Genomic DNA, 14,817 nt, shown 5'->3' with positions numbered 1-14,817 from the left:
TAATAGCATCGGCAGTGGGAGGACCGGATGGATACCATCCTGGAAATGCGCAACATCACCAAAACCTTTCCGGGGGTGAAGGCGCTGGACGATGTCAGCCTGAAGGTGGAACGTGGCGAAATCCACGCCCTTTGCGGCGAAAACGGGGCCGGTAAATCGACCCTGATGAAGGTACTGAGTGGCGTTTACCCGATCGGTAGCTATGAAGGTGACATCCTTTATGACGGGGATGTGCAGGAATTCAAAGATATCCGCGACAGCGAAGAGCGCGGCATCATCATCATTCACCAGGAACTGGCACTTGTGCCGTTGCTTTCGATTGCCGAAAACATCTTTCTGGGCAACGAGATTTGTGAAAATGGTGTGATCAACTGGCCCGCGACCTTTGCGCGCACCGGTGAGCTTTTGAAAAAGGTCGGCCTTCGCGAAACACCCAGCGAACTGATTACGAATATCGGTGTCGGCAAGCAGCAGCTTGTTGAAATTGCCAAGGCGCTTTCGAAAAAGGTCAAGCTTCTGATCCTTGACGAGCCCACGGCAAGTTTGCAGGAAAATGATAGCCAGAAGCTTCTGGACCTGTTGCTGGAATTCAAGGCACAGGGCATTACGTCGATCCTGATTTCGCACAAACTGAACGAGATCAATCGCGTTGCGGACCGCATCACGATCATTCGCGATGGCAAGGCGATTTCGACCCTAGATGCGCGCGGCGGCAAAATTACCGAGGACGATATCGTCAAGGATATGGTCGGGCGCGATATGGCGCACCGCTATCCGGATCGTACGCCCAATATCGGCACCGACAAGCTGATGGAAGTCCGCAACTGGAATGTGACCCATCCGCTGCATCCTGAACGCAAGGTTGTCAAAAACGTCAATATTGATGTTGCGGCGGGCGAGGTTGTTGGCATTGCCGGTCTGATGGGGGCCGGGCGGACCGAACTTGCCATGAGCATCTTTGGCCGTGCCTATGGCGCGGACATCAGCGGCGAAGTCCTGATCAATGGCAAGCCTGCGGATGTAACGACCGTCGAAAAGGCGATTGCGTCGGGTCTTGCCTATGTCACCGAGGATCGCAAGGAAATGGGGCTGGTGCTTGAAGAAAGCATCACGACCAATATTACGCTCGCCAATCTTGATGGTGTTGCCGAACATGGTGTTATCAATGAAGGTGCCGAACGTCAGGTGGCCGAGGAATACCGCAGCAAAATCAATATCCGCACCCCGAATGTCGCGCAAAAGGCGGTCAATCTTTCGGGCGGGAACCAGCAGAAAGTCGTTCTGGCAAAATGGCTGTTTGCCGGGCCGGAGGTCCTTATTCTGGACGAGCCAACACGTGGTATCGATGTGGGTGCGAAATACGAGATTTATACGATTATCAACCAGCTGGCAGCCGACGGTAAGGGGGTCATCATGATCTCGTCGGAGATGCCGGAGCTTCTGGGCATGTGCGATCGCATCTACGTGATGAACGAGGGTGAGATCAAAGGGCAACTGGCGGCAAACGATGCCAGCCAGGAAAAAATCATGCGCATGATCCTGAAAGCGTGAGGAAGCAGACAATGACGGATACTTCTAGCAGCAAATCAATGGGTTATTACCTGCGCACGCATATGCGCGAATACGGCATGGTGATCGCGCTGATCGCGATTCTGGCCTTCTTCCAGGTGATGACCGATGGCGTGATGCTCAAACCGGTCAACCTGACCAACCTGTTCCTTCAGAACAGCTATATCATCATCATGGCAGTGGGCATGCTGCTGGTGATTGTCGGTGGCCATATCGATCTTTCGGTCGGCTCGGTCGTTGGCTTTGTCGGCGCGCTTGCTGCGGTGATGATTGTCCATTGGGACTTGCCGACGGTTATTGTGATCCCGGCCTGTCTGATCGTCGGCGCGGTGATCGGTGCCGCACAGGGATACTGGGTTGCCTATTGGCGTATTCCGTCCTTTATCGTGACGCTGGCCGGTATGCTGGTGTTCAAGGGGCTGACGCTGGCCCTTCTGGGTGGGGCTTCTGTCGGGCCGTTCCCGGACAGCTTCCAGGCCATGTCTTCGGGCTTCCTTCCGGACTTCTTTGCCGGTTTGATTGAAGGCCGGTTTAACGTCTTTTCGATGGTTCTTGGTGTTGCGATTGCCGTGATCCTGCCGGTTCTTGGTCTGCGGGCACGCGCCAAGCAGGCGAAGTTCGCCGAAGTTGAAGAGCCGATGGCGTTCTTTGCCGCCAAACATGCGATTGCCGGTATCGCGATACTTTATGTCACCTATCTTCTGTCGACCTATCGCGGGTTGCCGAACGTTTTGATCGTGATGGCGCTTCTGATTGCGATATTCACCTTCATCACCAACAGCACAACGCTTGGTCGCCGTATCTATGCGCTGGGCGGGAATGAAAAGGCCGCCAAGCTTTCGGGCATCAATACCAAACGCCTGACCTTCCTGACCTTTGCCAATATGGGCATGCTTGCCGCACTCGCCGGGCTGGTGTTTGCCGCGCGTTTGAATACGGCGACCCCGAAAGCCGGCCTTGCATTCGAGCTTGATGTGATTGCGGCCGTGTTTATCGGCGGTGCATCAATGTCGGGCGGGGTTGGCAAGGTGATCGGTGCGGTGGTTGGCGCGTTGATCATGGGGGTCATGAATAACGGCATGTCGATCATTGGTGTCGGTATCGACTGGCAGCAGGTCATCAAGGGTCTGGTGCTGCTCGCGGCTGTGATCTTTGACGTCTATAACAAGAACAAAGCGTAACAACATGCAGACGAGGAACGGCACGGTTCTGACAGGATCAGTTGTCTGGTTTCAGGCAATTGCAAAGCCATGCCGTTCAAAGTCCCCCATATGGAATGCCACATCCATATGGGATCGGACCCGTCTCGATAAAAACTCATAAAGGAGAACGGGCATGACGAAGTTCAAACCGGCAGCATGGCCCCGCGTCCTGCGTTCGCAGGAAGGTTGGTTCGGCGGAACCAGCAAGGACAATATTTATCACCGCAGCTGGATGAAGAACCAGGGCTTGCCATCGGACCTGTTTGACGGTCGTCCGGTGATCGGGATTTGCAATACCTGGTCGCAGTTGACGCCCTGCAACGCGCATTTGCGCGATCTGGCGGAACGCGTCAAACACGGTATTTACGAAGCTGGTGGTTTGCCGCTTGAATTCCCGGTTTTCTCGCCGGGCGAGAGCACATTGCGCCCGACCGCCATGATGTTCCGTAATTTGTGCGCGATGGATGTCGAAGAAGCGCTGCGCGGAACGCCGCTTGACGGTGTGGTTCTGATGGTGGGCTGCGATAAAACCACCCCAGCCCTTTTGATGGGGGCTGCAAGTGTTGATATCCCGGCGATTGTGGTCACCGGCGGGCCGATGCTGAACGGTAAATGGCGCGGTCAGGATATCGGTTCGGGCACGTCGCTTTGGCAGCTTTCCGAAGACCGCAAAGCCGGCAAGATCAGTACCGAGGATTTCCTTGAAGCCGAAATCGCCATGTCGCGTTCGCCCGGTTCGTGCAACACGATGGGCACCGCATCCACCATGGCCAGCATGGCCGAGGCACTGGGTATGGCGCTTTCGGGCAATGCCGCGATTCCGGCCGTGGATAGCCGTCGCCGCGTGATGGCGCATGTGACCGGCCGCCGGATCGTGCAGATGGTCAAGGACGACCTGAAACCATCCGACGTCATGACCAAGGAGGCTTTTGAAAACGCGATCCGGGTTAATGGGGCGATTGGCGGTTCGACCAATGCGGTGATCCATTTGCTCGCCATTGCCGGTCGTGTTGGCATCGACCTGACACTTGATGACTGGGACCGTCTGGGTCGTGATATTCCGACGATTGTGAATCTGCAGCCATCGGGCAAATACCTGATGGAGGAATTCTTCTATGCCGGTGGTTTACCGGTGGTCATCAAGGCACTGGGCGAGGCGGGCAAGCTGCATAATGATGCACTGACCGTTTCGGGCGACACCATGTGGGATCAGGTCAAGGATGTTCAGAACTGGAATGACGATGTCATTCGTCCGTTCGAAAAGGCCCTGACCCAAAGCGGTGGCATCGCGGTTGTCAAAGGCAACCTTGCACCCAATGGTGCGGTGTTGAAACCGTCGGCGGCAACAGCTTCCTTGCTCACCCATCGTGGTCGTGCCGTGGTGTTTGAAGATATCGACGATTACAAGGCCAAGATCTATGACGAAAGCCTTGATATCGATGAAAACTGCATCATGGTTCTGAAAAACTGCGGGCCGAAAGGCTATCCGGGCATGGCCGAAGTCGGCAATATGGGGCTACCGCCCAAGGTGCTACGCAAGGGCATTACCGACATGGTGCGTATTTCCGATGCCCGTATGAGCGGCACGGCATATGGCACGGTGGTTCTGCATACATCCCCTGAAGCCGCTGCTGGCGGCCCGTTGGCGGTGGTGCAGAATGGCGACATGATTGAGCTGGATGTGCCAAACCGCAAACTGCATCTCGATATCAGTGACGAGGAGCTTAAAAAGCGCCTTGATAACTGGAAATCAACGGTTCCGGTGCCCGAGAGTGGCTATGCATCGCTCTATTACAAAAGCGTCATTGGCGCGGACAAGGGGGCTGATTTCGACTTCCTCGTCGGTCATCGTGGCAAGGAAATTCCGAAAGACAGCCACTAGGCCAAAGTTCCCGCAAGACGCGATAGCGTTGATTGCGCACTCCCGGCTGGTCAGCAGGAAACTGCTGACCGGTTTTTTTTATTTCCCAGAAAGGAAAATGCAGCCTGCTTCCCTGTTCAGGGAAGGGTATGACGATTTAAGTTTTATGGAGAAAATGGTGGGCGTAACAAGATTCGAACTTGTGACCTCTCCCGTGTGAAGGGAACGCTCTAACCAACTGAGCTATACGCCCGAATTAGGAAATAGCGGCCCGGTTGGGCGGCTTGTTTTCCGTCGGTAGCGCGGGGTTATAAGGGGGTGATCCGGGGGTGTCAAGCAGCCTGTTTGACGATTTTTCCGATTGCGTCCGGCAGATTTTCAAATGCGGTAACAACCCCGTCCGCGCCCAGATTTTTTGCAAGTTTATCATCGACTTCAAAGGCCACCGCAATGGCCGGAATGCCAAAATCGCGTGCGGCATTCACATCATTTGCATGATCGCCAACCATGATCGCGATATCGCCGCGTGCCTGATCATATCCGGCTTGACCAAGGGCGAATTCCAAATGGCCGCCGTCGGGCTTTTTAACGCCTGTTGCATCGCCTCCAGCAATCACGGCAAACAGATCGGACACACCCAGCCGTTCAAGGATGCGTTTGCAGGGGGCGGTCGGTTTGTTCGATGCCAGACCGATGATCCAGCCATCGGATGTCAGATCGCGAAGGGTTGTTTCGGCATTTTCAAACAGGCGGGTATGGGCATAGTCGGTGTCGATATAACGTGTGGTGAAATCGCCTTCGCAGTCATCAAGTTTTTGACCATCAATCGTGACACCGCGCGCATCAAACGCCCGTTTGGTCAGCATTTTGGTGCCATCGCCCAGCATGGCTTCGAGTTCGGGACGGGCAAGCGGCGCAAGGTCGTGGGCAGCGAGGGTTTCGTTCATCGCAAACAGCAGATCATCCACCCCGTCAATCAGGGTGCCGTCAAGATCGAACAGGATGAATTTTGCCATTTTGCGATGCTGCCTTTGAAAACGAATATCGATTTATCGGACCTTAACCGAAATGGTGTCATTAACAAACGGTAACATCTGCTAACACGAAGTAACAAAACGTGATTCTTTCGGGGCTTTTGCCTTTGGGGATTATAGGTTAGGAGTTGCTTCAAATCGGCTGTGACAGGTTCGGATCGGCATATCGTGACCGGATCGGAAACAAAGGGGAAGCCGTGCAACGCATGGCATAACAGGGTTAAAGAATGTCGCGTGAATTAAGTGTGGTGGTTCTGGCTGCGGGTATGGGAACGCGAATGAAAAGCGAGATCCCCAAGGTCATGCACAAGATTGCAGGTAAGCCGATGGTCAATCATGTGATTGATACGGCGACCCATCTGAACGCAATCAAAACCCTGGTTGTCGTCGGCCCGGATATGCCCAAGCTGATTGAGGCCGTTTCCCCGCATCCGACATTCGAACAAACGGATCGACTTGGAACCGCACATGCGGTTCTTGCCGCCAAAGAGGCTCTTCGTGGCCTTACGGGCAATGTGCTTGTGCTTTATGCCGACAGTCCGCTTTTTACCGCCGAAACTCTGTTACGCCTTGTAGCGGCGCGCGAGCATGGCGATCACGCGGTTGCGGTTTTGGGGTTTCGCCCTGAAGACCCGAGTGGCTATGGCCGCCTTGTCACCGATCCGGCAAATGGCGAATTACTGGCGATTGTTGAGGACAAGGAATGTGACGATACGCAACGTGCGATCAATTTCTGCAATTCCGGTGTGATGTGCTTTACGGCGGAAAGCATGATTGAAATCCTTGAAGCAATTGGAAATGCCAATGCCAAGGGCGAATATTACCTGACTGATGCAGTCGAGGTGGCGCGTGCAAACGGCAATAGCTGCGTTGCCGTCGAGGTTGCCGAGGAAGAGACACTTGGCGTGAATTCCAGAAGCCAGCTTGCTGTGGCCGAAGCGATTATGCAGTCACGCCTGCGCGAGGCGGCAATGGTGAATGGTGCGACCCTGATTGATCCGGGTTCGGTCTATCTGGCCAGCGACACCAGATTGGGCCGAGATGTTGTTATCGAGCCGAATGTGTTTTTCGGTCCCGGTGTTACGGTTGGCGATGAGGTAACGATCAAGGCCTTCAGCCATCTTGAAAGCTGTGTGGTGGGCGACAAAGCCGATATCGGGCCCTATGCCCGTTTGCGACCGGGCGCGGAAATTGGTGCCGGTGCCAGGGTTGGAAATTTTGTCGAGATCAAAAAGGCTGTTGTTGAAGACGGGGCGAAAGTCAATCACCTCAGCTATATCGGTGATGCCCGTGTCGGGGCAAAGGCCAATATCGGGGCCGGAACCATCACATGCAATTACGACGGATACCGCAAACAACATACCGATATCGGGGCCGGGGCATTTATCGGTTCCAATTCGGCACTGGTCGCCCCCGTATCCATCGGGGATGGTGCCATTATTGGAGCGGGCAGCACGATTACCGGAACGGTCGAAGCCGATGCCTTGGTGATAGAGCGTGCGCAACGGCTTGATAAACCGGGCTGGGCGCGGGTATTTCGCGAGAAGATGAAGGCCCTTTTGGGTAAGTAACGGCAATTAACGCGCGGCATTTGCGTGCGCGACGGGCAAAATTTCGACGGGGAAGATAATAACTATGTGCGGCATTATCGGCATTATTGGCAAGGACAGCGTCAGCGACCGTATTCTTGAGGGGCTTAAACGGCTTGAATATCGGGGCTATGATAGTGCCGGGATTGCGACCCTTGTGAACGGTCATATTGATCGCCGCCGGGCAGAAGGCAAGCTGATAAATCTTGCCAACCGTCTTGCGGAAATGCCGCTGGCGGGGGATGTCGGCATTGGTCACACCCGCTGGGCGACGCATGGGGTTCCGACCGAAAACAACGCCCATCCGCACACCGATGGCAAGGTTGCTGTTGTGCATAACGGCATCATCGAAAATTATCAGGAAATCAAGGCTGAGCTTTCCGGCAAGGGCCGGGTTTTTGCCACTGATACCGACACTGAAGTGATTGTGCATCTGGTTTCCGACTTCCTTGATCAGGGCAAAACCCCGCGTGACGCAGTCGCCGCCACATTACATCGGATTGAGGGGGCCTTTGCGCTGGTGATCATGATTGCCGGGCAGCATGACGTGATTTTTGGTGCGCGCCGAGGCACACCGCTTGCGGTTGGTTTGGGCGAGGGCGAGATGTATCTTGGTTCGGACGCGATGGCACTGTCGCACCTGACGAACAAGCTGATTTACCTTGAGGAGGGTGATTGGGTTGAAGTGACCCGCGATGGTGTTCAGGTCCGTGACGAGCATGACAATGACGTTACCCGCGAAACCAAGCTGTCGGCTGTTTCGGGGGCCATGATGGGCAAGGGTAACTATAACCATTTCATGCAGAAGGAAATTTTCGAACAGCCTGCGGTGATCGGCGATACGCTCCATGCTTTCATCAATCCGGCGACGCGCACGATCAAGCTGCCTGATATGCCGTTTTCGTTTAACGATGTCAGCCGGTTGACGATCGTGGCGTGCGGTACGTCCTTCTATGCCGGGATGGTAGCAAAGCACTGGATCGAACGTTATGCCGGGCTTGGCGTTGATATCGATATCGCGTCTGAATTCCGCTATCGCTGCCCGCCGCTTCCAAAAGGGGGCGTTGCGCTTTTCCTTTCTCAATCGGGCGAGACACTTGATACCCTGGCGGCCCTTCGTTATGCGAAGTCCAAGGGGCAGAAAATCGTTTCCATCGTCAATGTGGCGGAAAGTACGATTGCGCGCGAAAGTGATGTTGTGCTGTTGACCTATGCGGGCCCGGAAATCGGGGTGGCTTCAACCAAGGCGTTCACCACGCAGTTAACCGTTCTGGCCTGCCTGGCGGTGACGATTGGGCGCGATAACGGCACCCTTGCCAAGGACGAAGAGGCCGCCATCGTCAATGCGCTGACCGAAGTGCCAAAACACGCGGCTGAAATTCTTCATCACGACGATGAAATCCGCGAGCTTGCGATCAATATCGCAGATGCACGCGATGTACTTTATCTGGGGCGTGGCCTTGGCTATCCGATTGCGATGGAAGGGGCGCTGAAGCTTAAGGAAATTTCCTATATCCACGCCGAAGGATATGCCGCGGGCGAGATGAAGCATGGCCCGATTGCTCTAATTGATCAGTCGGTTCCGATCATCGTTATTGCACCGTCTGACGAGCTATTTGAAAAAACCGCATCGAACATGCAGGAAGCAGCCGCACGCGGTGGGCGGGTGATTTTCCTTTCGGATGCAGAAGGGCTTGCGAAGCTTGGCGATATGGCATCAGCCACGGTCGAACTGCCAAAGGTTGCGGACTTCGTCGCACCGATCCTTTATACGATTCCGGTTCAGATGCTGGCCTATCATGTGGCTGTTCACAAGGGGACGGACGTCGACCAGCCACGTAATCTCGCGAAGTCGGTTACGGTGGAATAGAAAGCGATTCCAATGTAGGAAGACTACAGGGTCGGGCATTCTTTGTCCGGCTCTTTTTATTTTGGGCAGAGGAATTTGTGAGGTTTTGGTGCTTAAGGTACAAAGCTTTTCGCGGCGTGCCCAAGCTTCGTCACAATATTGCCCTTTGTCATGAGACTGAACGCGTGATAGGGATGTCACACCGAAATGATCGTGGCGCGGCGCGCTGGCGAAGCGTGCCGATTTCATTCTCGCAAGTGCGAGAAAATCCCTGAAATCATGACATTTTTGCGTCCTTTTGCTCTCTTCTGTTGACAAATTCCGATGGCTTCAATACATGCTGTTAGCACTCGCCGGGGGTGAGTGCTAATACGGGCTCATCCCGGTTAGTTTTGTACTTAATCGAGCCATACTTAAACACGGAGTTGTCTAACATGAAGTTCCGTCCGTTACATGATCGTGTGCTGGTGCGTCGTGTCGAATCCGACACCAAGACTGCCGGTGGCATCATTATCCCGGATACCGCGAAAGAAAAGCCGCAGGAAGGCGAGATCATCGCTGTCGGTTCCGGTGTTCGCAAAGAAGACGGCTCGCTTGTCGCGCTGGACGTCAAGGCTGGTGACAAGGTTCTGTTCGGCAAATGGTCGGGCACCGAAGTCAAGGTCGATGGCGAAGAGCTGCTGATCATGAAAGAGTCCGACATTATGGGCATCATGGAATAAGTCAGCCTTTTGGTGACTTAAATCCACGTTCATCCGTCTCATAGAGAGGAAAGAATATTATGGCTGCTAAAGAAGTAAAATTCTCCACCGACGCCCGCGCCAAAATGCTGCGCGGTGTCGACATCCTTGCTGATGCCGTTAAAGTGACGCTCGGCCCGAAAGGTCGTAACGTTGTCATCGAAAAATCCTTTGGCGCGCCGCGCGTGACCAAGGACGGTGTTTCGGTCGCCAAGGAAATTGAACTTTCTGACAAGTTCGAGAACATGGGCGCACAGATGCTGCGTGAAGTGGCTTCCAAAACCGCCGATCTGGCTGGTGACGGCACCACCACTGCAACCGTTCTCGCACAGGCAATCGTTCGTGAAGGCAATAAATCCGTTGCTGCCGGCATGAACCCGATGGACTTGAAACGCGGCATCGATCTTGCGACCACCAAAGTAATCGAGGCCATCCAGGGCCGTGCACGTAAAGTGTCGGGCAAGGACGAGATTGCGCAGGTCGGTAACATTTCGGCTAACGGTGACCGTGAAGTTGGCGACATGATCGCTGAAGCCATGGAAAAGGTTGGCAACGAAGGTGTTATCACCGTTGAGGAAGCCAAGGGCCTGCACACCGAACTCGACGTTGTCGAAGGCATGCAGTTCGACCGTGGTTACCTGTCGCCGTACTTCGTAACCAATCCGGAAAAGATGGTTGCCGAACTCGACAACCCGTATGTTCTTCTGTTCGACAAAAAAGTTTCCTCGCTGCAGCCGCTGCTGCCGCTTCTGGAAGCTGCCGTTCAGTCGGGCAAGCCGCTTCTTATCATTGCTGAAGACGTCGAAGGCGAAGCTCTCGCGACGCTGGTCGTCAACAAGCTGCGTGGTGGTCTGAAAATCGCTGCTGTCAAAGCACCGGGCTTCGGCGACCGTCGCAAAGCAATGCTCGAAGACATCGCCATCCTTACCGGTGGTCAGGTTGTCTCCGAAGATCTCGGCATCAAGCTTGAGAGCGTAACGCTCGACATGCTCGGTACCGCGAAATCGATCACCATCACCAAAGAAGAAACCACCATCGTTGATGGTGCCGGTGAAAAAGCCCAGATCGAAGCCCGTGTTGGCCAGATCCGTGCACAGATCGAAGAAACCACTTCGGATTACGACCGCGAGAAACTGCAGGAACGTCTTGCGAAACTCGCTGGCGGTGTTGCCGTGATCAAAATCGGTGGCGCTTCGGAAATCGAAGTGAAAGAACGCAAAGACCGCGTTGACGATGCCCTGCACGCAACCCGCGCTGCTGTTGAAGAAGGTATCGTTGCTGGTGGCGGTACGGCTCTGCTGTACGCGACCCGCGCTCTTGACGGTCTTGAAGGTGTAAACCATGACCAGACCATCGGTGTCGACATCGTTCGTCGCGCGCTGCAGGCTCCGGTCCGTCAGATCGCTCAGAACGCAGGTGTTGACGGTGCAGTTGTCGCTGGCAAGCTGCTTGAGCAGGACGATGTTGAATTCGGCTTCGACGCCCAGAAAGGTGAATACACCAACCTGGTCAAAGCCGGCATCATCGACCCGGCCAAAGTTGTTCGTACTGCCCTGCAGGACGCAGCATCGGTCGCAGGTCTGCTGATCACCACCGAATGCATGATCGCTGAAAAGCCGGAAGATAAATCCTCCGGTGGCGCGCCTGACATGGGCGGCATGGGTGGTATGGGCGGCATGGGCGGTATGGGCTTCTAAGCCTTACCACCAACCGACCTTCTTGCTACGGAAAGGGTCTCGCATTTGCGAGGCCCTTTTCGTTTTTGTATCGATTGCGACAAAAATCCCCGCAATCATATAAGTTGCGGGGATTTTCCAGATTAACCGAACAGCTTTTTAAGTGTGCGTGGCTGACAGCGCAGATACTGATTGGCCGCCTTGACCTCGGCACCAAGGCTTGCTGCCGCATGCCACGGCCAGCGCGGGTCATAAAGAATGCCACGTGCAAGCGCTATGGCATCGGCCTGACCGGTGAAGACAATGGCCTCTGCCTGTTCTGCTTCGGTAATCAGGCCAACCGCGATGGTGGTGATGCCGGTTTCCGATTTGATGCGATCAGCGAAGGGAACCTGATAGTTCGGGCCAAGCGGGATTTTCTGATCGATGTGAAGACCCCCCGAAGACACATGGATGAAATCACATCCCCGTTCTTTCAAGACACGGGCCAGTTCGACGCTCTGGTCAATATCCCAGCCGCCATCGACCCAGTCGGAAGCCGAAATCCGAATGCCGACCGGTTTGGCCGGATCGAAAGCGGCGCGAACTGCATCATAAACCTCGATCACGATCCGCATACGATTTTCAAGCGATCCGCCATAGTCGTCATCGCGTTTGTTGGAATGTGGTGAGAGGAATTGATGGAGCAGGTACCCGTGTGCCCCGTGAATTTCGATGGCATCAAGACCAAGTCGATCCGCGCGCTTGGCCGCATCGGCAAAGCCCTGAATGATTTCGCGGATGCGTGATGTGTTGAGTGCCTCGGGTTCCGGGTCGCCTGCACGGAACGGAACAGCGGACGGGGCAACAACTTGCCAGCCATTTTCATGATCCGGTGCAATAGCGCCACCACCATCCCAAGGCTTTTCGCAGGATGCCTTGCGCCCCGCATGGGCAAGCTGGATGGCAATTGGCATGTCGGAATGGCTGCGCACAGCGGCGAGGGTCTTGCCAAGGGCTGCTTCGGTTTCATCGTCCCATAGTCCAAGATCGCCATAGGTAATGCGGCCTTTGGGTTCAATCGCAGAGGCCTCGATTATCAGAAGGCCGGCACCGGATTGGGCAAGATTGCCAAGATGCATGTCGTGCCATGCCGTGGCTTTACCGTTATCGGCGGAATATTGGCACATCGGCGCTATGACAATGCGGTTTTCCAGTTCAAGCTTGCCAAGGCAGAGCGGCGTAAAAAGGTGGCTCATGGAGGTGTCCTGTATCAGTGGGGGCAGGGGTTCCTGCCGACAATGACATGAAGCTAGTTGGAAATTGCAGTTCGCGCCATAGGGATGGCCAGATAAGGACATGGATGAGGGCGAAATAAGGTGCGAAAAAATTTTCAAAAAAAATGCGTGTGCCTACTTGCGGAAAAATCACCCTGATCTATTTGTTGAATTGAAGGGCCATGGTGGCCTTGTACGCGCTAGGGTTGCAGCATGACTGGACCTGCGGCGCAAGAACTACCTGTCTGTTTAGGAGGGTAATTATGACTGGTCTTCAGACTGTAAATGGTACTGCTCGTCGTTTGGCTTCGCGTCCGGCATATGGTGATCCGTTTGGTGTTTTCGGACGTGATTTTGATCGCATGATCGGTTCGATCTTTGGTCGCGACGGGCTTGTGAATTCTGCCGGTACAAGTCGTGATGAAGCGACGCAGAAGCTTTTGACCCCGCGTATCGACGTCCATGAAACCGATGATAATATCGAACTTTCCGCCGAACTTCCGGGTGTTGAACAGGACGATGTTGATGTATCGGTGCTTGAAGGTGTCCTGACGATTACGGGTGAAAAGAAATCAACCCGCGAAAGCAATGATGGCGCCCGCGTCGTCGAGCGCACCTATGGCAGCTTCAAACGTTCATTCCGTCTGCCTGATACCGTCGATGCAGACAAGATTGCGGCATCGTTCAAGAACGGTGTCCTGACGCTCACTCTCCCTAAAGTAGCGGAAGTGAAGCCGGAGCCGCGCAAGATCGCGATTTCCGGGTAAGTTTTGCCTCAACCTTGATGAAGCACCTGAACGGGCGGAGAAATCCGCCCGTCTTTTTTGTTTGCAGCCGCATGGCAATACTTAGTGAGCCGTGCAGCAATCCATCGGCATTTCAAACACGCCGGTTTTATCAAAGGCTTCGAGGGCCGAATGCCAAGGGGAAAGGTCGATGCTCTGTCTGGCGATCCAGTCCGGATTGTAATAGGTATCGCGATAGCGATCACCGCCATCGCAAAGCAGGGTCACGACGGATCCTGTTTCGCCGGCTTTTTTCATCTGGCTGATCAGCGACAGGGTGGCAATCAGATTGGTACCGGTCGATCCGCCGCAACGTCTGCCCATATGTTTTTCCAGATATTGCAGGGCGGCAAAACTGCCGGCATCAGGCACCCGGATCATGTGATCAACCACAGTCGGGTTGAAACTGGGCTCGACCCGGGGGCGGCCGATGCCTTCGACGCGCGATGCCTTTTCCCCTGTGATATCGCATTTACCGGTTTCGTAGGCATCATAGAAAACCGAGTTTTCCGGGTCGGCGACGCAAAGTTCGCATCCCATACCAAGGATCTGTCCGTAACGGATATAGCGACCAATGGTCGAAGATGTCCCGCCCGTGCCAGCACCGACAACGATCCAGCGCGGAACCGGATGGGGTTCGCGTTTGAGCTGGTCAAAGATGCTTTCGGCGATATTGTTGTTGCCCCGCCAGTCGGTTGCGCGTTCGGCATAGGTGAACTGGTCCATGTAATGGCCGCCCAGTTCCTGCGCCAAGTGTTGGGATTCGGCATAAATCTGGCCGCTGTGATCGACCAGATGGCTTTCGCCGCCATAAAAGGCGATCTGATCGATTTTCTGCTGCGACGTTGATTTAGGCATCACGGCAATGAAGCGCAGCCCCAGAAGGCGGGCAAAATAGGCTTCGGACACGGCAGTGGAGCCACTTGATGCCTCGATGATCGGGGTGTCTTTGGATATCCAGCCATTGCAAAGGCCATACAGGAACAATGAGCGCGCCAGGCGATGCTTCAGGCTGCCGGACGGATGGGTCGATTCATCCTTGAGGTAAAGCCCTATGCCATCAAGTGACGGCAGATCAAGGCGGATCAGATGGGTGTCTGCAGACCGGTTGAAGTCGGCTTCGATAATGTTGATGGCATCAGCCACCCATTGGCGATCGTAGCTCATGAAAAGTCCTGTATTTCTGTTTGGCGCTGGTGACGCGGATCGTTGAAGGTTTCTTCATGTAGGCGATTATTATACAGAAAACTACCGTA

The 14,817-nt window shown here is 54.6% G+C and carries 11 protein-coding genes and 1 tRNA gene; 8 read left to right on the top strand and 4 right to left on the bottom strand.

The window, feature by feature from the left end; genetic code table 11:
- The first annotated feature begins 27 nt into the window (after positions 1–27).
- The 3 genes from mmsA to araD all read left to right on the top strand — a co-directional run bounded on the left by mmsA (position 28) and on the right by araD (position 4,653).
- On the top strand, positions 28–1,551 hold the full coding sequence (gene mmsA, locus TH5_RS06345) for a multiple monosaccharide ABC transporter ATP-binding protein (protein ID WP_114121149.1): 1,524 nt from the start codon (positions 28–30) through the stop codon (positions 1,549–1,551).
- 11 nt (positions 1,552–1,562) lie between these two features.
- Positions 1,563–2,750 carry a multiple monosaccharide ABC transporter permease gene (gene mmsB, locus TH5_RS06340; RefSeq protein WP_114121148.1) on the top strand — a complete coding sequence of 396 codons (1,188 nt, stop codon included), beginning with the start codon at positions 1,563–1,565 and terminating at the stop codon, positions 2,748–2,750.
- Positions 2,751–2,904: 154 nt separating this feature from the next.
- Entirely contained in the window at positions 2,905–4,653 is a 1,749-nt protein-coding gene (araD, locus tag TH5_RS06335) for an L-arabinonate dehydratase (RefSeq protein WP_114121147.1), read from the top strand.
- Positions 4,654–4,808: 155 nt separating this feature from the next.
- On the opposite strand, the gene TH5_RS06330 is transcribed toward araD, so the two are convergent.
- Both TH5_RS06330 and TH5_RS06325 read right to left on the bottom strand, forming a co-directional pair.
- Positions 4,809–4,885: transfer RNA gene (locus TH5_RS06330), tRNA-Val, on the bottom strand.
- Positions 4,886–4,964: 79 nt separating this feature from the next.
- On the bottom strand, positions 4,965–5,648 hold the full coding sequence (locus TH5_RS06325; protein WP_114121146.1) for an HAD-IA family hydrolase: 684 nt from the start codon (positions 5,646–5,648) through the stop codon (positions 4,965–4,967).
- Positions 5,649–5,893: 245 nt separating this feature from the next.
- Between TH5_RS06325 and glmU the strand changes: the two genes are divergently transcribed.
- The 4 genes from glmU to groL all read left to right on the top strand — a co-directional run bounded on the left by glmU (position 5,894) and on the right by groL (position 11,541).
- Positions 5,894–7,237, top strand: a complete 1,344-nt coding sequence (gene glmU / locus TH5_RS06320; RefSeq protein ID WP_114121145.1) for a bifunctional UDP-N-acetylglucosamine diphosphorylase/glucosamine-1-phosphate N-acetyltransferase GlmU — start codon at positions 5,894–5,896, stop codon at positions 7,235–7,237.
- Between the two features lie 64 nt (positions 7,238–7,301).
- Positions 7,302–9,125 (top strand): glutamine--fructose-6-phosphate transaminase (isomerizing), encoded by a 1,824-nt coding sequence (gene glmS, locus TH5_RS06315; protein WP_114121144.1) that lies wholly within the window; start codon positions 7,302–7,304, stop codon positions 9,123–9,125.
- 413 nt (positions 9,126–9,538) lie between these two features.
- On the top strand, positions 9,539–9,826 hold the full coding sequence (gene groES / locus TH5_RS06310) for a co-chaperone GroES (protein WP_007090384.1): 288 nt from the start codon (positions 9,539–9,541) through the stop codon (positions 9,824–9,826).
- A gap of 59 nt (positions 9,827–9,885) precedes the next feature.
- Positions 9,886–11,541 (top strand): chaperonin GroEL, encoded by a 1,656-nt coding sequence (groL, locus tag TH5_RS06305; protein WP_114121143.1) that lies wholly within the window; start codon positions 9,886–9,888, stop codon positions 11,539–11,541.
- 122 nt (positions 11,542–11,663) lie between these two features.
- Here the strand turns inward: groL and TH5_RS06300 are convergent, their stop codons facing one another.
- Positions 11,664–12,758 (bottom strand): NADH:flavin oxidoreductase/NADH oxidase, encoded by a 1,095-nt coding sequence (locus tag TH5_RS06300; protein ID WP_114121142.1) that lies wholly within the window; start codon positions 12,756–12,758, stop codon positions 11,664–11,666.
- Between the two features lie 281 nt (positions 12,759–13,039).
- Here TH5_RS06300 and TH5_RS06295 point away from each other — a divergent pair, with 281 nt between their 5' ends.
- Positions 13,040–13,543, top strand: a complete 504-nt coding sequence (locus TH5_RS06295; protein WP_114121141.1) for an Hsp20/alpha crystallin family protein — start codon at positions 13,040–13,042, stop codon at positions 13,541–13,543.
- A gap of 81 nt (positions 13,544–13,624) precedes the next feature.
- On the opposite strand, the gene TH5_RS06290 is transcribed toward TH5_RS06295, so the two are convergent.
- Positions 13,625–14,728: a PLP-dependent cysteine synthase family protein gene (locus TH5_RS06290; protein ID WP_114121140.1), complete on the bottom strand. Its 1,104-nt coding sequence runs from the start codon at positions 14,726–14,728 to the stop codon at positions 13,625–13,627.
- Positions 14,729–14,817 lie beyond the last annotated feature (89 nt).

It is taken from the genome of Thalassospira xianhensis MCCC 1A02616 (assembly GCF_003326475.1).
Classification (GTDB): Bacteria; Pseudomonadota; Alphaproteobacteria; order Rhodospirillales; family Thalassospiraceae; genus Thalassospira; species Thalassospira xianhensis.
This window is presented reverse-complemented; position numbering and strand designations above follow the sequence as displayed.

Bases quoted from the DNA above. Each gene is read 5' to 3' on its own strand.
- mmsA (WP_114121149.1), top strand. From the start codon at position 28: ATGGATACCATCCTGGAAATGCGCAACATCACCAAAACCTTTCCGGGG.
- mmsB (WP_114121148.1), top strand. From the start codon at position 1,563: ATGACGGATACTTCTAGCAGCAAATCAATGGGTTATTACCTGCGCACG.
- araD (WP_114121147.1), top strand. From the start codon at position 2,905: ATGACGAAGTTCAAACCGGCAGCATGGCCCCGCGTCCTGCGTTCGCAG.
- TH5_RS06325 (WP_114121146.1), bottom strand. From the start codon at position 5,648: ATGGCAAAATTCATCCTGTTCGATCTTGACGGCACCCTGATTGACGGG.
- glmU (WP_114121145.1), top strand. From the start codon at position 5,894: ATGTCGCGTGAATTAAGTGTGGTGGTTCTGGCTGCGGGTATGGGAACG.
- glmS (WP_114121144.1), top strand. From the start codon at position 7,302: ATGTGCGGCATTATCGGCATTATTGGCAAGGACAGCGTCAGCGACCGT.
- groES (WP_007090384.1), top strand. From the start codon at position 9,539: ATGAAGTTCCGTCCGTTACATGATCGTGTGCTGGTGCGTCGTGTCGAA.
- groL (WP_114121143.1), top strand. From the start codon at position 9,886: ATGGCTGCTAAAGAAGTAAAATTCTCCACCGACGCCCGCGCCAAAATG.
- TH5_RS06300 (WP_114121142.1), bottom strand. From the start codon at position 12,758: ATGAGCCACCTTTTTACGCCGCTCTGCCTTGGCAAGCTTGAACTGGAA.
- TH5_RS06295 (WP_114121141.1), top strand. From the start codon at position 13,040: ATGACTGGTCTTCAGACTGTAAATGGTACTGCTCGTCGTTTGGCTTCG.
- TH5_RS06290 (WP_114121140.1), bottom strand. From the start codon at position 14,728: ATGAGCTACGATCGCCAATGGGTGGCTGATGCCATCAACATTATCGAA.